Genomic DNA, 25,085 nt, shown 5'->3' on the forward strand with positions numbered 1-25,085 from the left:
TTTATAAAAAGTCGTTTATTAATTGGTTTGTTTGCTGTTCTTTAATAGTTTTATAATCACTAGTTATTTCAAGTGTTTCAATATTTTCAACAGCACGATTAATCATCTCTTCAAAATCAAAGACGCTTTCATATTGAACTACCTTATCAAAGTTTGGTTCGGTTACTGGATTTTTAGGGGTGAAAATTGTACAACAATCTTCAAATGGTTGAATAGATGTTTCAAATGTACCAATTTCTTTCGATTTAATAATAATTTCTTCTTTATCGTAAGTTAATAAAGGACGTAATACAGGAGTAGAAGTTACATTATTAATTGCATACATGCTATGAAGTGTTTGACTGGCTACCTGCCCTAGGTTTTCACCATTTACAATAGCTAAAGCCCCTATTTGATGTACTAATTTATCAGCAACACGCATCATCATACGTCTCGTTGAAGTCATTGTATATCTTGGATGTACAACTTTATTTACCTGTTTTTGCAATTCTGTAAATGGTACAATATGCAATTTAATTGGTCCAACACGTTCAGCTAAAATACGTGTCAATTCAATAACTTTTTCTTTTGCTTGATCACTTGTAAATGGTGGACTATGGAAATGAATCGCTTCAATTGTTACGCCACGTCTCATCACTTCCATCCCAGCAACTGGTGAGTCTATACCGCCTGAAAGCATTAGTAACGTCTTACCACCAGTACCAACTGGTAATCCACCTGAACCCGGAACAACTTCTTCATACATATAAATTGCATCTAATCTAACTTCCACTCGAATTTCATGATCTGGACGTTTGACATTCACTGAAATATTGTCGAAGTGCTTCAATACTGCACCACCCAATTCACGTTGTAATTCATACGTATCCATTGGGAAATTTTTATCGGCACGCTTCACATCAATTTTAAATGTGCTGTTTTCTTCAAATTGCTGCGCAAATTTAATTGCCGCTGCACTCATTGCCTCTATTGTTTTTTCTACTTTTAATACTGGACTAATAGATTTAATACCGAAAATTTTTGATAATCGATATGTTATTTCATTTATATCTGCATGGTCTTCAAGTTCAATATACATACGATCTCGTTTGCCTTTAACGACAAACCCATCAAGTCCTTTTAATGACTTATTTACATTATTTCTTAATTGATTTACAAATTTTTTTCTATTTGAACCCTTTAATGTTAACTCCCCGTATCTAACAAGCAAGTGATCATACTTCATTATTTTAGCAACTCCTTAATTTCCTCATAAATGATGATAAATATTTCTTTAAACCTTGCTATATCTTCTTTAGTTGTAGTAGCCCCAAATGATAATCTTATACTACCTTCAATAGATTTGTCTGATAATCCCATTGCAGCCAATACTTCATTTAATTTATTACGTTTAGATGAACAAGCACTCGTCGTAGATATCATAATGTCATATTTTGAAAAAGCATTAACTAATACTTCACCTTTTACGCCAGGAAAACTAATATTTAAAACGAATGGTGAACCTGAAGTTGAAGAATTAATATAAACTCCATGATATTTATTTAAAAATTGACGGACGTCATTATTTAACTCAGTAACAAATGCATTCAATGCTTCAAGGTTTTCATTAGCTATCATCATCGCTTTAACCATTGCAATATCATTTGGCAAATTAACTGTTCCACTTCTAACGCCATATTCTTGACCACCACCATGGACAGTAGGTTCAACATTTTGAATGTGATTTACAAGTAAGACGCCTTGACCTTTTAAACCATTAAACTTGTGTCCACTTAAACTAATACTATCTACGTTATTGAAATCCATTGAAATTTTGCCGAATGCTTGAACCGCATCTACATGAAAATGTGCCTTAGGATAATTTTTTATAACTTTAGCCATTTGTGGAATAGGCTGTATTTGTCCAGTTACATTATTTACATACATACATGTTACTAAACCGACTTTGTCTGACATTAATTCTTTGAAGTGTTCTAAGTTAATACTGCCATCTTTCTTTACATCAACATATTTAACTTTAAATCCTTCGTGTGCTTCCAAATATCTTACAACCTCTAATACGGACGGATGCTCTAACACGGATGTAATTATTTCCTTCGCTGTATCAAATTTACGATAGGCAATACCTTTTAAAGCAAGATTATTGGATTCAGTTGCACCACTAGTGAATACAACATCATAATTTGTTTTTGAATTAATCATTGCATTAATTTGGGCTTTTGCTTGTTGTAGTAATTGATTTGCCTGCAAACCAGCTTTATGCGGACTATTCGGATTATAATACATTGATTGATTTACTTTTAAATAAGTATCTAACACTTCTTCAAATGCTTTCGTCGTTGCCGCATTATCTAGATATATCAAAATAAACACTTCTCTTTCATTAATCATCAATCGTTAAAATTGTTTTACTCAAGCATTATACTATTATCCGACAAAAAATAAAGGTTATAGCGCAAAATAATCTTATTTCTACTTATTAAATAAGAATTAGACTATTTCACTCTATTTAAACAGCTGTGTGATTATGCTTTTTTCACTACTTATATTAATTAAAACAACACATTTGATTACGTTTATCTTTAAACAATTGCTATTTATATTTATTGTCCCTTTCATTTATCCATATAAAAAAGAAGCTAGACAACGTATCGTTGGCTAACTTCAATTATTAAACTCATCAGTCCAATTTGACAGAGTGCTCATATTATTTAAGTATAACTACATACTAGTTTCTATTGCTTAATAACTTCTTCTTCAATATGTTTAGTAACACCTGGCTCAACACTTTCAAGAGCTTGCTCTGCAATTTCAATCGCACGCTTATAGCGATTATTTTTAAATAATCGTTCAGCTTCATTTAAGCTCTTATCAACATTGCTATAGTCCTTACGATATCTATTTCCATATTGAATTAATTTCTCTGCATAAACAGCATTAACAAGAACATCATTTGCTTCATCTTCAAATGTATTCATTTGAATCACAATTTTAGACACTTTATCTTTTAACTGTTTAACGTGTATTGGACGTTCACTAAATTGTTCGTTAACATCACGAACTTCATGATCAATTTCATTTTTCATGATGATAAACCTTTCAGGAACGCTTGTTAAGTTAGAAGCAAGTAATCGACGATACACTTCTTCTTTCTTCGATTGTACTCGTAGCAGATTGTCTTCTGCTTCTGCTTCATCTTCACGCAATTGAATCAGATGATTTTGTAGCTTTTCTTGTTTGTCATTAATAACTGTGACATGATCTTCTAAATATTGTAAATTATCCTGAACCTCGCTATATCGCACAGCAGATTTAGACATTTCTTTTAAAATATCATCATATACAGAAATTAAACTTTGAATTTCATTTTCAAATTGACGAACACTTTGAGCATCAGATTCATTTATATAGTAGTTTTCACGTACATATTCAATTTCTGTTTGCAATGTATAATTCATGTCTTTAGCTTTGAATAAGTTATCCGTAATGATATCTTTTGTTTCTTCGACATCATTTTTAGCTTTAACTTCATGTTCAATTAAATCATACATGTCATCTAACTTATCATTGATATTAGCTAGTTTATCATTAGCTTCTTCTAATTCTAAGCGGCTAATTAATGGTTCAACGAAACTAAGCTCTGTTTTTAAGCTTTGTAATGTACTGTCTACTTTTACGTGATCCAGATCATACCCTTCAACTTTAAGATCACGGCAACCATATTTTAAATCTTGGAATTGACCAGGTAATTCTTTTTGAGTTTCTCTAATTAATTCTGGTATTTCTTCCATATAAGATCTTAGCTGTTTCATTTGTTCATTCAAGGCAGCTATATGGTTGTGCGCTTGTACATAATTACCATCAGCTTTTAGTACTTCATATTGCTCTAACCTTGGCTCAAACTTTTCAATTTCAGTTTCAAGTAGACTTGCTGCCTCACCAAATTGATGACGATTTGCTAAAACATCACGTTTCATTTCACGATAATCAACCTTACATTTGTCATATAATTCATCATTATCTTTGTATAACGCAATAATTTCATTTACATCTTCTAATTGTTGCTGATAGCTTTGTTCGTAACTATCCATCAACTCATTTGCATCATCAATTTCACTTTGAGATGCGTTGAAACTAAATTTATCTAATAAAGCCTCAGCATTATGGATTTTTTCTTCCACAGGAGCTAGATACTTATTTGTACTTTCTACGTTGTCCTTTTTCATTGCATCGTATTTCGTTTTTGTTTCACCTTTTAAATTCAACTTAGATAATTGTGCAAGGTTTTGATCAAAAGGTAACGTCTCAATTTCATTTTTACGTTCGATTGCTTTTTCAATAATTTGTCGTTTATTTGAACGTAAATAGAATAATACACCTACAGCAATCAATATAATCACAATTATTGCCAAAATGATATATAACACCATATGCTTCTCCTCCTAATTTATCATTACTATTATAACGTAATTTTGCTTAAGGATAAATTATAAAATGAATTTATTGCCATAATATTTTCGAAATTCTATACTATTATAAAATCTATGAAAATAAGAGGTTTTAAATATGACAACAATTAACCCAACAAACTACACATTATTAAAGAAACAAGCAGCAAGCCTTATTGAAGATGAACATCATATGATTGCTATTTTAAGTAATATGTCTGCCTTATTAAATGATAATCTAGATCAAATTAATTGGGTCGGCTTTTACTTATTGGAACAAAATGAACTTATACTTGGACCTTTCCAAGGACACCCCGCTTGTGTCCACATTCCAATTGGAAAAGGTGTATGTGGTACAGCCGTTTCAGAACGTCGTACACAAATTGTAGCTGATGTTCATCAATTCGAAGGACATATCGCTTGTGATGCTAATAGTAAGTCTGAGATTGTCGTTCCAATTTTCAAAGATGATAAAATTATCGGCGTCTTAGATATCGATGCCCCTATAACGGATCGATTTGATGACAATGACAAAGAACATCTTGAAGCAATTGTTAAAATTATTGAAAAGCAACTCGCATAAAAGGACATCAGCATTTTCAATAAAGTGTTGACAGTTAGCAGGAAAATGTTACAATAATCTTTGTGTGAATTAACGAAAGTAGCAGTTGTATATTATTGAGCGCTATGTTGTTCCCAATGCGGACGTGTCACGTAACTGTCGCTATAAGGTGAAGACACATAAAACAATATATCTTAGTAAGCATGCAACACTCTTTTTTGTTTATTCATAACAACAAAAAAGAATTAAAGGAGGAGTCTTATTATGGCTCGATTCAGAGGTTCAAACTGGAAAAAATCTCGTCGTTTAGGTATCTCTTTAAGCGGTACTGGTAAAGAATTAGAAAAACGTCCTTACGCACCAGGACAACATGGTCCAAACCAACGTAAAAAATTATCAGAATATGGTTTACAATTACGTGAAAAACAAAAATTACGTTACTTATATGGAATGACTGAAAGACAATTCCGTAACACATTTGACATCGCTGGTAAAAAATTCGGTGTACACGGTGAAAACTTCATGATCTTATTAGCAAGTCGTTTAGACGCTGTTGTTTATTCATTAGGTTTAGCTCGTACTCGTCGTCAAGCACGTCAATTAGTTAACCACGGTCATATCTTAGTAGATGGTAAACGTGTTGATATTCCATCTTATTCTGTTAAACCTGGTCAAACAATTTCAGTTCGTGAAAAATCTCAAAAATTAAACATCATCGTTGAATCAGTTGAAATCAACAATTTCGTACCTGAGTACTTAAACTTTGATGCTGACAGCTTAACTGGTACTTTCGTACGTTTACCAGAACGTAGCGAATTACCTGCTGAAATTAACGAACAATTAATCGTTGAGTACTACTCAAGATAATACGTTCAATACAAACACCCACAATTGTGGGTGTTTTTTTTATTAATTTAAAAATGATAGATTCAAAATTATATGGAGCTACCCTATTTTACAATCAACTTAGAATTTACAAGTCTTATTTGTTTAATTATCTTTAGTATTTCATCATTAGTTTTTAAAATTATCAATTGCGATATACGAATCCTCATCCCTCTATCAAATTACCATTCATCGTCTCACTTAATAAATAATTTCGGATTATCTGTAATTAATCCATCTACACCCATTTGTCTTAATTTTTCTCCAGTTTTCAATTTATTAACTGTGTATGGCATAACCTGTAATTGATGATGATGTGCTTTATCAACAAATTTTCTGGTCACTAATGCATAATTAGGATTAACATAACTAGCAATTTGAGCAATTCTTGAAAAGTTTGGCTTTTTATACCAATAATTACGTTTACTACAAAGCACACCTAATTCATATATACTGCCCAATGTGTTTAACTTTTCAATGCATTCGATATCAAAAGATTGTATAACTACTTGTGTCGCATCGACTTTCTTTTCTTCCAAAAATGCCAGCAATTTACATTCTATTTCTGGATATAAATTCGGACTTTTCAATTCAATCAATAGCTTTTTATCATACTTTAAGCATAATGAAAGTACTTCATCTAACGTGGGTATTCGTTCTCCCTTAAAAGCAACATCTTTATAACTACCAAAATCAAATGATTTTAATTGCGATAATGTGTAATCAGAAATACGCCCCTTACCATCCGATGTTCTATCAATTGTTTCATCATGTATCACAACAAAATGTTGGTCTTTGGTCAAATGAACATCTATTTCTAACATAGCAACATTGAGCCCCATTACCTCTCGATAACCGACCATTGTATTTTCAGGAAAATCACTCGGCAATCCACGGTGCGAAACAATTTGTAATTCATCTTTCAGTTTATTCAGAGTCATTGATAAGTCACCTTTCTGTTAAACTTTGATAAACTATTCTAAAATTAAACTATCACAATTATATTGGAGGTTAAAGCAATTGCATCAACATGACTTTAAAGTCCAAACTTCTTGGCAAGGTGGTCGTAACAATGTCGGAAACGTTCAAGGCGACATACTTTCAGAGAATATTTCTATACCTGCTTCTTTAGGTGGTGTTGGTATAGGAACAAATCCCGATGAAATGTTAGTATCAGCCGCTTCATCATGTTATATCATCTCATTAGCAGCTACTCTTGAACGTGCAAAGTTCACAGATATTTCAATTGAACAACAATCGATTGGAACAGCTTGTTTAAATAACGGAAAATTCAGTATGTCAAAAATTGTGCACCATCCTCAAATTCAAATTCCAAGTGATCAAATAGCACAATTAGAAAAGCGATTACCAAAATTGATAACAATTGCAGATAATAATTGCATGATTTCAAATGCTGTAAGAAATAATGTGGACATAAAAATCTATCCCAGCATTCAGGCCAAATAAAATCGTTAAGTGATAACGTTTGTTCGACAATATAGCGTTATCACTTTTTTAGGCTTTTAAATTTTCAGAAAATTTGCTAAAATAGTGAAATCTTATTTATAGGAGGCATATAAATGTATTATCATCAACCGTTGTTATTAACACCTGGCCCAACCCCTGTACCTGATGCCATTATGAGAGAAATTCAAGCACCTATGGTTGGTCATCGTTCTAAAGATTTTGAAGACATCGCACAACAAGCATTTCAAGGTCTAAAGCCAATATTTGGGAGTCAAAATGATGTACTTATTTTAACATCTAGCGGTACAAGCGTCTTAGAAGCTAGTATGTTGAACATTGTAAACCCTGAAGATCACTTCGTTGTCATTGTTTCAGGTGCCTTTGGTAACCGATTTAAACAAATTGCACAAACTTATTACAAAAATGTGCACATTTATGACGTAACATGGGGAGAAGCTGTAGATGTTAAAGATTTCATCAATTATCTTTCAACTTTAGATGTTGAAGTTAAAGCAGTATTTAGTCAATATTGCGAAACATCTACGACAGTGCTACACCCTATTCACGAGTTAGGAAATGCCATCAATCAATTTAATAGTAATATTTATTTTGTAGTTGACGGCGTAAGTTGCATTGGTACTGTTGATGTTGACATTAACAAAGATAAAATTGATGTACTTGTTTCTGGTAGTCAAAAAGCAATTATGTTACCTCCAGGATTAGCTTTTGTAGCTTATAGCCACCGTGCAAAAGAACGTTTCAAAGAAGTAACTACGCCAAAATTTTATCTAGACTTAAATAAATACATTTCGTCACAAGCTGACAATTCTACACCGTTCACACCAAATGTGTCTTTATTTAGAGGTGTAAATGCATACGTTGAAACCGTAAAAGCAGAAGGTTTCAATCACGTAATAGCACGACACTATGCAATTAGAAATGCATTAAGAAGCGCCTTAAAAGCATTAGATTTAACTTTATTAGTCAATGATAAAGATGCATCTCCAACGGTTACAGCATTCAAACCTAATACAAATGATGAAGTGAAAATAATCAAAGATGAACTTAAAAATCGGTTTAAAATAACAATTGCTGGTGGTCAAGGCCATCTTAAAGGTCAAATTTTAAGAATTGGTCATATGGGGAAAATTAGTCCTTTCGATATTTTATCGGTAGTATCTGCTTTAGAAATTATTTTAACTGAACACCGTAAAGTTAACTATATCGGTAAAGGTATATCAAAATATATGGAGGTTATTCATGAAGCAATTTAATGTACTCGTTGCAGATCCCATATCAAAAGATGGTATCAAAGCATTATTAGATCACGAACAATTTAATGTAGATATTCAAACTGGCTTGTCCGAAGAAGCATTAATCAAAATTATACCTTCATACCATGCTTTAATCGTTCGTAGTCAAACTACGGTCACTGAAAACATCATAAATGCTGCTGATTCTTTAAAAGTAATCGCACGCGCCGGTGTTGGTGTAGATAATATTAATATTGATGCTGCAACATTAAAAGGTATTTTAGTTATTAATGCCCCAGATGGTAATACGATTTCAGCTACTGAACATTCACTGGCAATGTTATTATCAATGGCTCGAAATATTCCGCAAGCACACCAATCACTTACAAATAAAGAATGGAATCGAAATGCATTTAAAGGTACTGAGCTTTATCATAAAACATTAGGTGTCATTGGTGCTGGTAGAATTGGTTTAGGTGTTGCTAAACGTGCGCAAAGTTTCGGAATGAAAATACTAGCTTTTGACCCTTACTTAACGGATGAAAAAGCAAAATCTTTAAGCATTACGAAGGCAACAGTTGATGAGATTGCCCAACATTCTGATTTCGTTACATTACATACACCACTAACACCTAAAACAAAAGGCTTAATTAATGCTGACTTTTTTGCCAAAGCAAAACCTAGTTTGCAAATAATCAATGTGGCACGTGGTGGTATTATTGATGAAAAGGCGCTAATAAAAGCATTAGACGAAGGACAAATTAGTCGGGCAGCTATCGATGTGTTTGAACATGAACCTGCAACTGATTCGCCTCTTGTTGCACATGATAAAATTATTGTTACACCTCATTTGGGTGCATCAACAGTCGAAGCTCAAGAAAAAGTGGCAATTTCTGTTTCAAATGAAATCATCGAAATTTTAATTGATGGTACTGTAACGCATGCAGTGAATGCACCTAAAATGGACTTAAGCAATATAGATGATACTGTAAAATCATTCATCAATTTAAGCCAAACAGTTGGTGAATTAGCTATTCAATTAATGTACAATGCACCAAGCTCTATTAAAATTACGTACGGTGGCGACTTAGCCTCTATTGATAGTAGTTTATTAACACGTACAATTATTACTCATATTTTAAAAGATGATCTTGGTCCTGAAGTCAATATTATCAATGCTCTAATGTTGTTAAATCAACAACAAGTGACATTAAATATTGAAAATAATAAAGCAGAGACAGGTTTTAGTAACTACTTAGAGGTAGAACTATCAAACGATAGCGATTCCGTTAAAGTTGGCGCTTCTGTCTTTACAGGTTTCGGTCCAAGAATTGTTAGAATTAATAATTTTTCTGTAGACTTAAAGCCAAATCAATATCAAATTGTGTCATATCATAATGATACTCCAGGTATGGTAGGAAAAACTGGCGCATTGTTAGGTAAATACAATATCAACATTGCATCTATGACTTTAGGTAGAACTGAAGCGGGCGGAGATGCGCTAATGATTTTATCCGTTGATCAACCTGTTTCAAACAATATAATTGATGAACTTAAACAAGTTGGTGAATACAATCAAATTTTCACAACTGAATTGACGGTACAGTCATAAACAATTTATGTAAATTCAAAATGCCAAGAAGACATTGGATTACTTCCATTGCTTCTTGGCATTTTTTCATTATTAATTTCATTGTAACTCAATATGAAACCTTTGGTTCAATCATTCACTTCAAGTTATGCTGTCAAACAACAATCAAATTACAAATTATCTAGTACACTTCTAAGTTCACCTAAATGATTAATAACATAGTCGGCATGATGCGCTTCTAACTCACCTGCAGCATCCTTACCTTTTAAACCTGTTAATGTTCCAATAAACGTTGCACCTATTTTTTGAGCACTTAATAAGTCAGCTAACGAATCGCCTACTATAAATACGTCATCTTTATTTACAATGTTATCTTGCTTATTGATATAAGATTCATATTTATCGCGATTATTACCATATAAAGCTGCGATATAACTAAAAGGATTCGGCTTTCCTAATGGTCGTGCTTGCGGATACATATTCTCTGCTTCTAAAACATCACTTGCTGTTGCAATAAAATCAGCCTCAAAATATGGTAACAATCCTAAATTTTCAAATGGCACAACAGTCTCAGTATAAGGACGACCTGTTGCAATACCTAATTCGAAACCAGCACCTTTTAAATCATTCAGAAGTACCTTAACTTCATCTACTGGTCTCAAAATAATTTCTTGATAAATATAACCTGTCTTAAAAGTAGTTCGTGCTATTTTCTTTTCAACATCTTCATACAACTTCGATCCTAAATACCATTCTTGATAAACTTCTTGCGCTAACGTCCATAATGCACCCTTCAAACTAAATAAAGTAGCATCCGAAACATGTAACTCTGTTGTTGCAAACTCTTCCAAAGCAGCATAAATATTATTTTTACCAACTTTTACATTATCCAAAAATTGTAAAGGTAGTTGTTCATTTAAATTAAAACAGTCTGCTAAGTTTGTGCTTATATTTTGCAACTTCAATTCGACAGGCTCATCTTGATACATGAATGCCTCAATTTCATCATGTGATAACTTTTTCAAAATATCAATTAAATGAATACTAAAAACGATAAATAACATATCCCAATTTGAATTCAGCCCTAGCGATTTTAATTTGTTTAAAATCTTATCTTTTTGAAAAATTCGATTCCTAATGTCTTGTATATCGTTATCAGTCAAAGTTTCCCAATCTATATGTGAATGAAGACCTAAATAACACTTATCCATTAATAATTCATATACCGTTAATGCAGAGACATCGAAACAACGTTCTTCACTTAAAAAAACGCCATCAACATCAAATAAAATTTTCTTCACAATCCCCACTCCATTTCTGAAAATTCAGATATAAATCATTCTACTATTTGACTAAAAAAAGCGCAAACCCTATTGAAGTTGGATTTGCGCTTTAGCTGTTTAAATTTTATAAATGTTTTTCAATTTCATCAGCAACCTGCTGTACGTGTGTACCGACAATAACTTGAGTTGAATGTTTACCATTAACAGTAACACCAACTGCACCGGCGTTTTTAATCTTCTGTTGATCAATAATAGATGTGTCTTTTAACTCTAGACGCAACCTTGTTGCACAATTAGTTAAATTAACAATATTCTCTTGACCACCTAAACCTTCTAATATTTGTATAGCATGTTGATGATATTTACTTTGTTTAATATCATTTTCACCAGGAGCAATATTATCTTTTACAACTGTTGGATCAACTAATTCATTTTCACCTCTACCAATCGTATTCAAGTTAAATACTTGGATTACTACACGGAAAATCACATAGTATAAGATGAAAAATACAACACCTTGAACAAGCAACATCAATGGATGATTTGATACCGGATTAATTAGTGATAACACATAATCTATCAAACCTGCACTAAATGAAAATCCAGCTGTCCAATGGAATGTAGCTGCGATAAATAAAGATAATCCTGTTAATAACGCATGAACAACATATAAGATTGGCGCAACAAACATAAATGCAAACTCAATCGGCTCTGTAACACCAACGAAAAATGCTGCAACTGAACTCGCTAGGAACCAACCGTAAACTTGTTTTTTCTGAGTCGTTTTAGCTGTATGATACATTGCTAACGCAGCCGCTGGAATACCAAACATCATGATTGGGAAGAATCCCGCTTGATAGCGTCCTGTAATACCTTTTATAGCATCTTTGCCACTTTGGAATTTACCAATATCATTAATACCAATCGTATCAAACCAGAACACACTATTCAGTGCATGATGTAATCCTGTAGGAATTAATAATCTATTGGCAACACCATATATGAAAGCTCCAAACGATCCTAAACCGACTATAGATTCACCAAATTTTAAAATCCATGAATAAAGTAGTGGCCATAAGAATAACAATATGACAACTAAAAATGTACAGTAAAATGCAGTCATAATTGGAACTAGACGTTTACCACTAAAAAATGATAATGCTAATGGTAATTCTGTTTCACTAAACTTATTGTATGCATAAGCTGCTATTAAACCTATTACAATACCAACAAAGACATTGCCATTATTCATCTTTTCAAAAGCTGAATTTATTTCCGAAGCTTTCATTCCTAATAAAGGCGCTAATTTCATTGGTGATAATACAACTGTAACTAAAAAATATCCTAACGTAGCTGCAAGCGCGACTGCACCATCATTTTTCTTTGCCATTCCTATAGCTACACCAATTGCAAATAAAATACCTAATTGCTCTAAAATCGTAGTACCTACCGTAGTAAAGAACATTGCGATTTTCGGCGTCGCATGAAGTGCATTTAACGTATTACCAATTCCGGCAATAATTGCTGCAGCCGGTAAAATGGCAACTGGTAACATTAACGAACGCCCTAAATTTTGGAAAAATTTATACATTGAATGTCATCCTTCTTAAAATAAGGTAGAAATATAAAGATTACTAATGTAACTAGAATAACTACTTCGATACTCCGTTATAGTCACCTAGGCATACTAACCAGCTATATTTCTACCTCAAGTTATTTTATAAACTTTTTACAATTTCATGCAATTCTTGTTGTAACTTTGCTGTTCGTGTTTCAATCTCTTTTGTAATATAATCGATACGCTCGTTTCGTTTTAAATCTTTAGGTAAATCGTTAATATCGATTGGTTTACCAATATTTATGTATGCTTGTCCTGTTAAAAGACCGTGAATCTTAGTAGGACCAACATAAGCAACAGGTAATATTGGTGACTTACTTAACATTGCAATTGTTGAAGCACCACGTTTCAAAGGTGCACCTTCTTGCGATGTGCGAGAACCTGTTGGGAAGATACCAACTGTCTTATTATCTTTCAACAAATTGATTGGGCGTTTTAAAGTACTAGGTCCTGGATTTTCACGATCTACAGGAAATGCATTTAAAGACGTTAAAAATTTACCAATCCATTTATTTTTGAATAATTCTTTTTTAGCCATATAATGAATTTGATTAGGATATAATGCCATACCTAGCATAATGACTTCGTTATAACTTTCATGCGTACAAGTTACGACATATTTACTATCCTTAGGAATATTATCTTTACCGATTACGTATAATGATTTTGACATTTTAACTAAAATGAAATTCAAAATCTTACTAATCACTGAATACATTGTGCCACCTACTTAACTTAATTGTTTATAACAACTAGATTTTATCACTATATTTTTACTAGAACAAGATAGTCTGAAAATACATCTAAAGTTGTATAGTGTATTACTAGCAATAATTATAAAAAAAAGACATAATTAAAGCATATATAAATCATATAATGGAGGTTAAGTATGTCAGATTTTAATCATACAAATCATTCTACAACAAACCATAGCCAAACACCTAGATACAGAAGACCTAAATTTCCATGGTTTAAAACAGTCATCGTTGCATTGATTGCTGGAATTATTGGTGCACTTCTAGTACTTGGTATAGGCAAAGTATTAAATAGTACAATTTTAAATAAAGATGGTTCAACTGTTCAGACAACAAATAATAAAGGTGGCAATCAATTAGACGGTCAAAGCAAGAAATTCGGTACCGTTCATGAAATGATAAAATCTGTCTCCCCTACAATTGTTGGAGTTATTAACATGCAAAAAGCATCAAGTGTAGACGACTTATTAAAAGGCAAATCATCTAAACCATCTGAAGCTGGAGTAGGTTCAGGTGTTATCTATCAAATAAACAACAATTCAGCTTATATCGTTACAAACAATCATGTTATTGATGGCGCAAATGAAATTAGAGTCCAATTACATAATAAAAAACAAGTTAAAGCGAAATTAGTTGGTAAAGATGCAGTAACTGATATTGCTGTACTTAAAATTGAAAATACAAAAGGTATTAAAGCGATTCAATTTGCCAACTCTTCAAAAGTACAAACTGGCGATAGCGTATTCGCAATGGGTAACCCATTAGGATTACAATTTGCTAACTCTGTAACATCTGGTATCATTTCAGCAAGCGAACGTACGATTGACGCTGAGACAACTGGTGGCAATACAAAAGTTAGCGTTCTTCAAACAGATGCTGCTATTAACCCAGGTAACTCAGGTGGCGCATTAGTAGATATTAATGGTAATTTAGTTGGTATTAACTCAATGAAAATTGCTGCGACACAAGTTGAAGGTATCGGGTTTGCTATTCCAAGTAATGAAGTTAAAGTAACAATTGAACAACTTGTAAAACATGGTAAAATTGACCGCCCTTCGATTGGTATTGGTTTAATTAATTTGAAAGATATTCCTGAAGAAGAGCGCGAGCAACTTCATACTGATAGAGAAGACGGTATTTATGTCGCCAAAGCTGATAGTGATATTGATCTTAAAAAAGGTGATATTATTACAGAAATTGATGGCAAGAAAATTAAAGATGATGTTGATTTAAGAAGCTATTTATATGAAAATAAAAAACCTGGTGAATCAGTCACTGTTACCGTTATCCGTGATGGTAAAACAAAAGAAGTTAAAGTGAAATTAAAACAACAAAAAGAACAACCAAAACGTCAAAGCCGATCAGAACGTCAATCACCTGGCCAAGGCGATAGAGATTTCTTTAGATAATTTACAGACAGAAAAGTACATTAAGAGCCTACTCATTACATTCTTAGGAATGAATATGAGTAGGCTCTAATTTATTTAGCTATGCAATTATATTTATTGATAGTTAACCATGAAGTATTTTTTCTTACCGCGACGAATAATCGTAAATTCGCCATCAATTTTATCTTCTGGTGCTAAAGCATAATTAACATCTTGTTGTCTCTCACCATTAATATAAATCGCACCATTGTTAACATCTTCACGTGCTTGTCGTTTAGAAGGAGAAATGCCTGTTTCAATAAGGACTTCAACGATATTTGTTGTGTCATTTGATAATGTCACTTGAGGCACATCTTTAAATCCATCTTTTAATTCTTTTGCTGATAATGATTTTAAATCACCACTAAATAATGCTTGTGAAATACGGATTGCATCATTTAATGCATCTTCACCATGAATAAATTTAGTTACTTCTTCAGCTAATGTTTTTTGAGCTTCACGTAAATGCGGTGCTTCATTTTTAGATTGTTCTAAGCGATCAATTTCTTCTTTTCCTAAGAAAGTAAAGTATTTTAAGAATTTAATTACATCTTCGTCTGATTGATTAATCCAGAATTGATAAAATTCATAAGGACTTGTTTTTTCAGCATCTAACCAAACAGCACCTGACTCAGACTTACCAAATTTCTTACCATCTGATTTAGTTACAAGCGGAATAGTTAAACCGTATGCGTCTGTTTGACCATACATACGACGCATTAATTCAATACCACTTGTGATATTACCCCATTGATCTGATCCACCTACTTGAATCTTACAATTCAATTCTCTATTCAAATGACCGAAATCAATAGCTTGTAAAATCGTGTATGTGAATTCTGTATATGAAATACCATGTTCTAAACGACTTTGGATTGAATCTTTACCTAACATGTAATTAACGCCGACGTGTTTACCATAGTCACGTAAAAAGCTAATTAATGAAATTTGTCCTAACCAATCTCTATTATTAACAAGCACTGCACTATGGTCTGTTCCAAATTCAAAAATATTGTGCATTTGCTTACTAATACCTTCGATATTTTTATCTACTTGTTCTTCTGTTTGTAGCACACGTTCTTCTGATTTACCTGATGGATCACCAATCATACCCGTACCACCACCAATTAAAACGATAGGACGATGTCCATGTTCTTGAAAACGTCTTAATGTTAAGAATGGTAGTAAGTGACCAATATGTAAACTATCTGCCGTTGGATCGGCACCGCAGTATAACGTCACTTGTTCTTTATTTAATAAATCTTCAATACCTTGTTCATCAGTTTGTTGATAAATAAGACCTCTCCATTTTAAATCTTCAATTAATACATTCGTCATTATTATTTCCTCCTATTTATAATTATTTATTGAATACTTGTTAAAATACTTTAAAGTTTTTTGAACGTAAAAAAACCCTTACAACAAATATGTAAGGGCGCGATTGCACGTTACCACCAAACTTAAACATAATCATAAGATAATGTTCACTCTATTAATGATACGTTCATTAATAAACGTAGGACATGTTAGTTATAAAGGTGTATTCATATTATTAAAAACACTAGTTCACAGCGACCACTAGCTCTCTGATGATTTCAAATAATATTACTTGTCCTTTTATCCTATTCTTTATGCATTTTCCCTAATTATAATTAACGTTAAAATAAAAGTCAAATTGCTTAAATATGGTATACTATACGTAATTTAGGAGGTTAAAGATGACGAATCAAGACAACAATCATCAATTGAATCATCGTATATATCATTTTGAAAAGATATATAAAGCTATCAAACATGTCATTGTTTTTATATTTATGATTTTCATTGCCATCGTTGCTATCGCTGTGATTGCGATGTCTTTATATTTTCATCATTTAACTAAAACGTCCGACTCATTATCAGATGATGCTTTAATAAAAAAAGTTCGACAAATACCTGGCGATGAATTATTAGATCATAATAACAAAAATTTATTATATGAGTATAACCATTCTCAAAACTCACTCATTATAGGCCCTAAAACATCAAGTCCAAATGTCATTAAAGCATTAACGTCATCTGAAGACACTTTATTTTATAAACATGATGGCATCTTACCAAAGGCGATTTTAAGAGCAATGATACAAGATATTTTTAATACTGATCAAAGTTCAGGTGGTAGCACAATTACACAACAACTTGTTAAAAATCAAGTTCTTACCAACGAAAAAACATATAGTAGAAAAGCAAATGAACTTCGCCTAGCAATTAGATTAGAACACCTACTCTCAAAAGATGAAATTATATATACATATTTAAATATAGTTCCCTTCGGTAGAGATTATAATGGCGCTAATATTTCCGGAATTGCATCCGCTTCATATAGTTTGTTTGGTATTCCACCAAAAGATTTATCAATTGCACAATCTGCATACCTTATCGGTTTGTTGCAAAGCCCTTATGGCTATACACCCTACGAAAAAGATGGAACATTAAAATCGGATAAAGATTTGAAATATAGTATCCAAAGACAACATTATGTATTAAAGCGTATGTTAATCGAAGATCAAATCACTGAAAAAGAATACAACGACGCATTAAAATATGATATTAAATCACATTTGTTAAATCGAAAAAAGCGTTAATTGATGCTCACTTTTTAAAGTAACCACAACAATGAATCCAAATATTAAAAACAGCAGTAAGATTATTTTCAATTAGAAAATTTCTCACTGCTGTTCTTTTTATTTACTCTAAAGGAAAGCCATTAAACCAATCAATAGTTTATAATTTAATTGGTTTCACATTGTCTACAAAGTTAATCATACATATGCTATATTTAGTTAATTATTTAGATTCTTTTCTGAATTTAGGAATGAATAAAGCTAACATACCTAATAACGCATATAAGCCCCACCATGATTGGCTTGAAGTTGTTTCTCCAGTTTTTGGTAGCATTTTAGATTGACTAAGTTTGTTTTCTTTCGATGGTGTGCCGGCTTTTTCTTTTGTTTTCACTGTTTTATCTACAGTTTTATGAATATCACTCGGCAGATGTTCAGTTATTTTTTTGTCAGTAACTTTGTCTGTATTATTATAATTTTGTTTCACTACGTCAAGCTTTGCTGCTTTTCCAGTATGATTATTTTTATCGGCAATATGATTCAGCTGTATGACTTTGTCTTTATTTTTATTAGAGTCTTTATCAGTATCGACATTCGATGACATACCAACGCTATTATCGGCATCTTTATCCACATTTCTATCAGTATCTTTGGCAATTTGAGTATCCATTTCTTTTAAATCATACTTATCGAAGTGATTATTATCCGACATATCGGATAAATGATCAACATCATGTTGCACATCTTTATCAATATTATTATCAGCATCTTTAACCACGTCAGACTCTGGTTCTATCACATCTGCTTTATCAGACGCATCTTTAGGATTTGTTGCAGTGCTGCTATTTTCAGCTACATCTGTATCAGCAACCTTATCTTCTTGTCCTGTTTGTACATTTAGCGGTTCACTCGTGTTATTTTGTGATGTATCATCATCTTTTGTATTGATATCCTGATTTATAATTCTGACATGATATTGACCTTCATAACCAATGTTTGCCACAACGACTTTAACAATCGCATTGTAAACTGCTTTGTCAGGTATATATGGGAAAATCAGCGTTCTAGAATTATTTTTAGGATCTTTAGAAACAGTAGTGACACGTTTACCTTCTACAATTAAATCTTTCCAGTAACTGTCATCCTTTGTTTTCATCACTACATATTTTTGACCATTTAAAGTTGCTGTATAGAATGGATGTTCAACAAAGCCGTCCATAACTGACTCACTATTTTCTTCACTTTCAAAAACAACAAAATGCGCTTCTTGTAAATCTGTTAATTGATCATTTGTAGGTGTAACATTTTCAAATTCCGTCACTGCTGATTTAACTTGATCAGCTAACTCTACTCTAGTTTGATCTAATTTCTTTTTATATTCCGCCTTATATTTTTCTGGCAATTTCTCTTGTAATTTTTCTAATTCATAAACTTGTCTTTCTAACGTTTTAGCTTTGTGATACGGAGCTAATAATTTTTGTAAATTGTATGTTTCTTCATCCACATAGTCGTCTGGGTTATTAGTAATAGGCTGTGCAAAGACCATTAGCGTATAATCATAGTCTTCATGGATGTTCTCACCATATTCAATAGATGACACAATTTTAACTTCTCTCGTACCATTAGATACTGGGAAACGAATATAGGCATAATCTTTATCAGAATCATATGATACTAATTCGACTGGTAACTTTTTGTCACCTTCATAAACTTCAAATTTCTTCCATGTTGAAGCTGTCTTTAAACCTAATTCAATTATTGGTCCTGTTTTTGTAAAAATGACAGTTGCTGGTTCAACAGTACTAGCATAATGATAGAACTGTCTTTCACCTTTATCATTTTTCATTTGAAAATCAATTGGTCGCCAATTATCAGCTGTATGTTCTTTATCGATGATAGCCGGGTTTTTAATTGCATCTTGTAGTGATTCATCTGCTGGTGGATACTGTTGATTAACATCCGACTGATTACTTGACTCATTCGTTTTATCGTTAGTATTACCATTAGAATTTGTTTCATGAGCTGGTTGGCTTGACGCTTGATCTGCATTCGTTGACAATTTTGGTTGTGCAGGTTGACTCATATTGGTCGTTGCCTGCGGTTGATTATTAGCATTGTTGATCGTTGATGTATTTTGATTAGATGTATTCGTGTTTGTTTGATTACTTGCGACTGAACTTGATTGATCATTCGTTACTACTGCATCATTTGTATCTGATTTTACAAGTGAAGGATCGTTATAAATAGGTTTAGCAAATACTAATTTAGTATAATCATAATTTGTTTCTTCTCCATCATCAATTTGAGTCGAAGAAACAATTTTCAATTCTTGTGTGCCATCTGAAACTGGGAATCGAATATAGGCATGGTCTTCTGGTACAGGACTATATGATACAAGTCTCACTGGCAATTTTTGATTGTTTTCATAGACTTCAAACTTTTTCCATGTTGAAGCAGTATTGATGTCTAATTCAACTTCTGCTTTCTTTTTGGTGTAATACACATCTGCTGGATCTTTGATGCTGAAAAAGTGATAGTACTGTGTTTCATTGTTTTTATCTAATAACTGGAAATTGACTTGTTCTCTTGGACCTATATCATGTTCTTTATTTTCTAATGCAGGATCTTTAATTGCATCTTTAAGTGATTCATCCGCTGCAGGATAGGTTTTCGTAGTGTTTGCTGGTTGAGTAGCAGGTTGTGTTTGATTTGTATCCTTTGGTGGCTGAGTTGTAGTTGCATTATTATTTTGATTTTCCGAGATTTTATCTGAAGTATTTGTATTTTCTGCTGCTTGTGCTTGATGTTGAGAAGTAATTAAAAATAGTGTACTGACAATGACCGATGCAACGCCTAGAGTTGATTTTCTAATAGAATAGAAAGACCTTAATTTTGGGTGATGATTGTTCATGTTGTTAACAACTCCTATAAGATTATATTTAATTGATAATAATTATCAATATCAATTATTAGTGTTAATTGTAGCGCATCCCAATTAAATATTGCAACCTATTTTATTAAATTTTTTTAATATGAATATTCATTGCATAGCTTACCTATTCTTCAAGCCCACTTTTTATCTTCATATACATTAATTAACCACCTTCAAACATTGCCGTTAGATTCGCCAAATTGAATCTATTTTTAGCACAGAAAAAAACCGAACTGCTGAAATAATACATCTCCAACAGTCCGGTCTATTAAACTATTTACTTATCTTTATTAAACAATTGACATGATTTATTAGAATAACCCAATTGCATGACCATCATCAGTAACATCCATGTTTAATGCTGCTGGTTTTTTAGGTAAACCAGGCATAGTCATGATTGCACCTGTCAACGCTACGATAAATCCTGCACCTGTTTTCGCTTCTAATTCACGAATTGTAATTTCAAATCCTGATGGTGCACCTAACAACGTTTGATCATCTGAGAATGAATATTGTGTTTTCGCCATACATACTGGGTAATTATCCCAACCATTTTCTTTAAATTGTTTTAATTGTTTTTGCGCTTTACTGCTAAACGTTACTTTTGAACCGCCATAGATTTCAGTCACAATCTTTTCAATCTTTTGCTCTAATGGTAATTCTAATTCATATAAAGGTTTAAATGAATTAGGTTGATCAATGACTTCTAATACTTCATTTGCTAAGTCAACGCCACCTTTACCACCTTTTTCCCAAACTTCAGTTAAGGCAATTCGTACGTTATTTTCTTTAGCCCAAGATTTTACATATTCTACTTCTGCATCGGTATCATGTATAAATGCATTAATTGCAACAACCGGTTCTACACCGAATTTTTTAATATTATTAACATGACGCTCTAAATTAACAATTCCTGCTTTTACTGCTTCTACATTTTCTTCTTTTAAATTATCTTTCGCTACACCACCATGCATTTTTAACGCACGAATTGTCGCAACAACAACGACAGCTGCCGGATCAAATCCTGCTTCACGCGCTTTAATATCCATGAATTTTTCAGCGCCTAAGTCTGAACCAAATCCAGCTTCCGTTACAACGATATCAGCTAAATCACGTGCTGTTTCAGTTGCTAAAATTGAGTTACAACCGTGTGCGATATTCGCAAATGGTCCACCATGAACTAATGCTGGTGTCCCTTCAATTGATTGTACTAAGTTTGGTTTAATTGCATCTTTTAAAATCATTGCAAGTGCACCTTGCACTTTTAAATCTGCAACTGTAACTGGCTTGCGATCTCTAGTATAACCAATAGTAATACGACTAATTTTATCTTTTAAGTCTTTAATACTTCTACTTAAACATAAAATCGCCATAATTTCAGACGCTACTGTAATATTAAAGCCATCTTCACGTGGTACACCATTTGTAGGTCCACCTAACCCAACATTTACATGTCTAAGTGCACGATCATTCATATCTAATACACGTTTCCATTCAATACGTCTTTGATCGATTCCTAATTCATTACCTTGGTGAATATGATTATCTATAAACGCAGACAATGCATTATTAGCAGTTGTAATCGCATGGAAATCCCCATTAAAATGTAAGTTGATATCTTCCATAGGTAAGACTTGCGCATAACCACCACCAGTCGCACCACCTTTAATACCAAATGTTGGTCCTAAAGCAGGCTCTCTTAATGCAACCATAACGTTTTTATTTAACTCATGGAATGCATCAGCTAAACCAACTGTAACCGTTGATTTACCTTCACCAGCTGGTGTTGGGCTCATCGCAGTTACTAAAACAACTTTCCCTTTGTTTTCTCTTGGCGTAATTTTATTAATGTCGATTTTAGCTTTGTAATGACCATAAGGTTCTAATGCATCCTCTGAAATACCTACTGATGCAGCAATATCCTTAATTGGTTGTAGTGTTGATTGATTCGCAATATCTAAATCTGATAAATGAGTCAACTTTTTTCGCCCCTTTTTGTTTAATTTATGCATTTATAATATGTAAGTTGTAGCTAAGAAATTTTTACTTACATTCATATAATAACGAACTGTTAAAAACTTGTCGACTAAATCGGGTTAGCGCTTTCATTTTTGCAATAAATTCACTTATTAAAGTTTTGTATTATACAACTTTTAGCGCTTGATACTATTGATAACTATATTTTTCTATTATTTAAAATAGTCATATTCCAAAGATCATATTAAAAATAAAAAGCAATATAAAGATATGCCATTATTGTTATGTCATCATTTTCAAATGCTTTCTACGAAATGATATGACACAAGTTAACAGCTCTTTATATTGCTTATCATAAAGTAAACTAATATTTAAACATTAACATGAAATATGTTGTATCCCTTTATTCTTCGAAAGAAATCTTCAATAACATTCATGTCATTATTCCATTGTACTTAAATCCCCTGCATCTAAATTTAATTCCCAAGCTTTTAATACACGTCTCATAATTTTACCTGAGCGTGTTTTAGGTAATTTATCTTTAAATTCGATTTCACGTGGTGCTGCATGTGCCGACAAACCTTCTTTAACAAATAAACGAATTTCTTCTTTTAATTCGTCTGTTGGTTCATATCCTTTTCTCAGTGCAACAAACGCCTTAATTATTTCACCGCGAACCGGATCAGGTTTACCAATAATTCCTGCTTCGGCAACTGCTTCGTGTTCAACCAATTTAGACTCAACCTCAAATGGTCCAACTCGTTCACCAGCTGTCATAATTACATCATCAACACGTCCTTGGAACCAGAAGTAACCATCTTCATCTTTATATGCCGAATCACCAGATACATACCAGTCTCCAATAAAATATGATTTATATTTTTCTGGATTCTTCCAGATACGATACATCATTGATGGCCAGCCTTTTTTTATAGCAAGGTTGCCCATTCGATTTGGTGGTAATTCATTACCTGCATCATCGATAATTGCAGCTTGAATACCAGGTAATGGTTTGCCCATTGAGCCAAGCTTGACGTCCATCGTTGGATAGTTAACAATCATATGTCCACCTGTTTCTGTCATCCACCAAGTATCTAACACCGTTAAACCGTATACTTTTTTCGCCCATTTTATAACTTCAGGATTTAAAGGCTCACCTACTGATAGAATCGAACGTAACGATGACAAGTCATATTTCTCAACAATATCGTCACCAGCACTCATTAACATTCTTAAAGCTGTTGGTGCCGTATACCAAATCGTCACTTTAAAATCTTCAATCATACTATACCACTGTTCTGGTGAAAAGCGACCACCAGCTATACAATTTGTAGCGCCATTTAACCATGGTGCAAAAATACCATAAGATGTTCCTGTAACCCAACCTGGATCTGCTGTACACCAATAAACATCATCTTCTTGTAAATCTAATACATATTTTCCAGAAATATAGTGCACTAACATTGCTTGTTGAACATGCAATACACCTTTAGGTTGCCCAGTAGAACCTGATGTATAATGTAAAATCAAACCATCATCCGACTTTAACCATTCAATGTCAAATTCATCGCTAGCAGTTTCCATCAAACTAATGAAGTCTATGTAATTGTCTTCTACATCCTCATCTACGACAACAATTTTTTTCAAGTTCGGTAATTTATCTACAGGTACTCGAGGTAACAATGCCTTATTAGTAATTAACACTTTAGCTTCACTGTTCTCTAATCTATCCGCAACTGCCTTTTCCATAAATGCTTCAAATAACGGCCCAACAATTGCACCAATTTTTAAAACACCTAACAACGCAAAATATAGTTCAGGTGTACGCGACATAAATATAAATACTCTGTCACCTTTGTCAACTTCTGCATGTTCAGACAAAACATTCGCTGCTTTATTAGATAACCGTTGCATATCTTTATAAGTATACGATTCTTTTCTGTACTCATCTTTGTAATTTAACGCTATTTTATCCCCTAATCCTTGATCTACATGGCGATCTATACATTCATATGCCATGTTCATTTTTCCAGTTTCACTCCAAGAAAATGCTTGTTCTACGTCTTTCCAATCAAAAGTATTATATGTTTCTTCATAATCTTTAAGGTTATGTTTACCTTGCGCTCCTTTATAAACTTCGACTTTCATTTGAAACTCCCCCTTTGTTATATGAAAACGCTTTCTTTCTCAATATTATACATAACATTTCTAATTATTCAAAATTTTTACTTTTATCCTTTTTCTAGTATTAATTATTGTAAATTTTCTATATAATGAATTTAAT

Annotated in this window: 22 protein-coding genes; 10 read left to right on the top strand and 12 right to left on the bottom strand. The window is 32.7% G+C overall.

The window, feature by feature from the left end:
• Window position 1 precedes the first annotated feature (1 nt).
• Both thiI and IDG63_RS08770 read right to left on the bottom strand, forming a co-directional pair.
• Window positions 2-1,225, bottom strand: coding sequence for a tRNA uracil 4-sulfurtransferase ThiI (gene thiI, locus IDG63_RS08765; RefSeq protein ID WP_000872658.1), 1,224 nt, complete (start codon window positions 1,223-1,225; stop codon window positions 2-4).
• Entirely contained in the window at window positions 1,225-2,373 is a 1,149-nt protein-coding gene (locus tag IDG63_RS08770) for a cysteine desulfurase family protein (protein WP_072414247.1), read from the bottom strand. The genes thiI and IDG63_RS08770 overlap by 1 nt, the downstream gene beginning before the upstream one ends.
• 148 nt (window positions 2,374-2,521) lie before the next feature.
• Between IDG63_RS08770 and IDG63_RS08775 the strand changes: the two genes are divergently transcribed.
• Entirely contained in the window at window positions 2,522-2,662 is a 141-nt protein-coding gene (locus tag IDG63_RS08775) for a hypothetical protein (RefSeq protein WP_001789981.1), read from the top strand.
• 73 nt (window positions 2,663-2,735) lie between these two features.
• On the opposite strand, the gene ezrA is transcribed toward IDG63_RS08775, so the two are convergent.
• Entirely contained in the window at window positions 2,736-4,430 is a 1,695-nt protein-coding gene (gene ezrA / locus IDG63_RS08780) for a septation ring formation regulator EzrA (RefSeq protein WP_000244865.1), read from the bottom strand.
• A 136-nt stretch (window positions 4,431-4,566) separates the two neighbouring features.
• On the opposite strand from ezrA, the gene IDG63_RS08785 reads away from it, so the two are divergent.
• Both IDG63_RS08785 and rpsD read left to right on the top strand, forming a co-directional pair.
• Window positions 4,567-5,031, top strand: coding sequence for a GAF domain-containing protein (locus IDG63_RS08785; RefSeq protein ID WP_000207845.1), 465 nt, complete (start codon window positions 4,567-4,569; stop codon window positions 5,029-5,031).
• A 243-nt stretch (window positions 5,032-5,274) separates the two neighbouring features.
• Entirely contained in the window at window positions 5,275-5,877 is a 603-nt protein-coding gene (gene rpsD, locus IDG63_RS08790) for a 30S ribosomal protein S4 (RefSeq protein WP_000090512.1), read from the top strand.
• 215 nt (window positions 5,878-6,092) lie between these two features.
• On the opposite strand, the gene IDG63_RS08795 is transcribed toward rpsD, so the two are convergent.
• Entirely contained in the window at window positions 6,093-6,836 is a 744-nt protein-coding gene (locus IDG63_RS08795; protein WP_000174285.1) for a glycerophosphodiester phosphodiesterase, read from the bottom strand.
• Between the two features lie 79 nt (window positions 6,837-6,915).
• Between IDG63_RS08795 and IDG63_RS08800 the strand changes: the two genes are divergently transcribed.
• From IDG63_RS08800 to IDG63_RS08815, 4 genes are all read left to right on the top strand, one after another.
• Window positions 6,916-7,362 (top strand): OsmC family protein, encoded by a 447-nt coding sequence (locus IDG63_RS08800; protein WP_000553927.1) that lies wholly within the window; start codon window positions 6,916-6,918, stop codon window positions 7,360-7,362.
• Window positions 7,363-7,475: 113 nt separating this feature from the next.
• Entirely contained in the window at window positions 7,476-8,636 is a 1,161-nt protein-coding gene (locus tag IDG63_RS08805; RefSeq protein ID WP_206176420.1) for a pyridoxal-phosphate-dependent aminotransferase family protein, read from the top strand.
• Window positions 8,623-10,227 carry a phosphoglycerate dehydrogenase gene (gene serA / locus IDG63_RS08810; protein ID WP_000808837.1) on the top strand — a complete coding sequence of 535 codons (1,605 nt, stop codon included), beginning with the start codon at window positions 8,623-8,625 and terminating at the stop codon, window positions 10,225-10,227. The genes IDG63_RS08805 and serA overlap by 14 nt, the downstream gene beginning before the upstream one ends.
• 93 nt (window positions 10,228-10,320) lie before the next feature.
• Window positions 10,321-10,416 carry a hypothetical protein gene (locus IDG63_RS08815; RefSeq protein WP_031775019.1) on the top strand — a complete coding sequence of 32 codons (96 nt, stop codon included), beginning with the start codon at window positions 10,321-10,323 and terminating at the stop codon, window positions 10,414-10,416.
• On the opposite strand, the gene IDG63_RS08820 is transcribed toward IDG63_RS08815, so the two are convergent.
• The 3 genes from IDG63_RS08820 to IDG63_RS08830 form a co-directional block, all read right to left on the bottom strand.
• Window positions 10,377-11,507: an HAD family hydrolase gene (locus IDG63_RS08820; RefSeq protein WP_000721708.1), complete on the bottom strand. Its 1,131-nt coding sequence runs from the start codon at window positions 11,505-11,507 to the stop codon at window positions 10,377-10,379. The two genes, IDG63_RS08815 and IDG63_RS08820, sit on opposite strands and share 40 nt — an antisense overlap.
• A gap of 106 nt (window positions 11,508-11,613) precedes the next feature.
• Window positions 11,614-13,080, bottom strand: a complete 1,467-nt coding sequence (gene nagE / locus IDG63_RS08825) for an N-acetylglucosamine-specific PTS transporter subunit IIBC (protein ID WP_000276363.1) — start codon at window positions 13,078-13,080, stop codon at window positions 11,614-11,616.
• A gap of 127 nt (window positions 13,081-13,207) precedes the next feature.
• A complete protein-coding gene (locus IDG63_RS08830) occupies window positions 13,208-13,825 on the bottom strand; it encodes a lysophospholipid acyltransferase family protein (protein ID WP_000287588.1) in 618 nt (205 codons plus the stop codon).
• A 171-nt stretch (window positions 13,826-13,996) separates the two neighbouring features.
• On the opposite strand from IDG63_RS08830, the gene IDG63_RS08835 reads away from it, so the two are divergent.
• The gene (locus IDG63_RS08835; RefSeq protein ID WP_001279346.1) at window positions 13,997-15,271 is read left to right on the top strand and encodes a S1C family serine protease; all 1,275 of its coding nucleotides are present in this window, start codon (window positions 13,997-13,999) and stop codon (window positions 15,269-15,271) included.
• 93 nt (window positions 15,272-15,364) lie between these two features.
• Here IDG63_RS08835 and tyrS read toward each other — a convergent pair whose 3' ends face one another.
• The gene (tyrS, locus tag IDG63_RS08840; protein ID WP_000186042.1) at window positions 15,365-16,627 is read right to left on the bottom strand and encodes a tyrosine--tRNA ligase; all 1,263 of its coding nucleotides are present in this window, start codon (window positions 16,625-16,627) and stop codon (window positions 15,365-15,367) included.
• Window positions 16,628-17,007: 380 nt separating this feature from the next.
• Between tyrS and IDG63_RS08845 the strand changes: the two genes are divergently transcribed.
• Window positions 17,008-17,913 carry a transglycosylase domain-containing protein gene (locus IDG63_RS08845; RefSeq protein WP_000184370.1) on the top strand — a complete coding sequence of 302 codons (906 nt, stop codon included), beginning with the start codon at window positions 17,008-17,010 and terminating at the stop codon, window positions 17,911-17,913.
• Here IDG63_RS08845 and IDG63_RS08850 read toward each other — a convergent pair.
• Together IDG63_RS08850 and harA are read right to left on the bottom strand one after the other, a co-directional pair.
• On the bottom strand, window positions 17,893-17,985 hold the full coding sequence (locus IDG63_RS08850) for a hypothetical protein (protein WP_001789987.1): 93 nt from the start codon (window positions 17,983-17,985) through the stop codon (window positions 17,893-17,895). The two genes, IDG63_RS08845 and IDG63_RS08850, sit on opposite strands and share 21 nt — an antisense overlap.
• Window positions 17,986-18,115: 130 nt before the next feature.
• Window positions 18,116-20,803 (bottom strand): haptoglobin-binding heme uptake protein HarA, encoded by a 2,688-nt coding sequence (gene harA, locus IDG63_RS08855; RefSeq protein ID WP_001059184.1) that lies wholly within the window; start codon window positions 20,801-20,803, stop codon window positions 18,116-18,118.
• Between harA and IDG63_RS08860 the strand changes: the two genes are divergently transcribed.
• Window positions 20,802-20,891 (top strand): hypothetical protein, encoded by a 90-nt coding sequence (locus IDG63_RS08860; RefSeq protein WP_000927785.1) that lies wholly within the window; start codon window positions 20,802-20,804, stop codon window positions 20,889-20,891. The genes harA and IDG63_RS08860 overlap by 2 nt on opposite strands.
• Window positions 20,892-21,135: 244 nt before the next feature.
• On the opposite strand, the gene IDG63_RS08865 is transcribed toward IDG63_RS08860, so the two are convergent.
• Both IDG63_RS08865 and acsA read right to left on the bottom strand, forming a co-directional pair.
• Window positions 21,136-22,803 carry a formate--tetrahydrofolate ligase gene (locus tag IDG63_RS08865; RefSeq protein ID WP_000149412.1) on the bottom strand — a complete coding sequence of 556 codons (1,668 nt, stop codon included), beginning with the start codon at window positions 22,801-22,803 and terminating at the stop codon, window positions 21,136-21,138.
• Window positions 22,804-23,242: 439 nt separating this feature from the next.
• Window positions 23,243-24,949, bottom strand: a complete 1,707-nt coding sequence (gene acsA, locus IDG63_RS08870; RefSeq protein ID WP_000862095.1) for an acetate--CoA ligase — start codon at window positions 24,947-24,949, stop codon at window positions 23,243-23,245.
• Window positions 24,950-25,085: the final 136 nt, after the last annotated feature.

Source organism: Staphylococcus sp. EG-SA-14 (assembly GCF_017151935.1).
Classification (GTDB): Bacteria; Bacillota; Bacilli; order Staphylococcales; family Staphylococcaceae; genus Staphylococcus; species Staphylococcus aureus.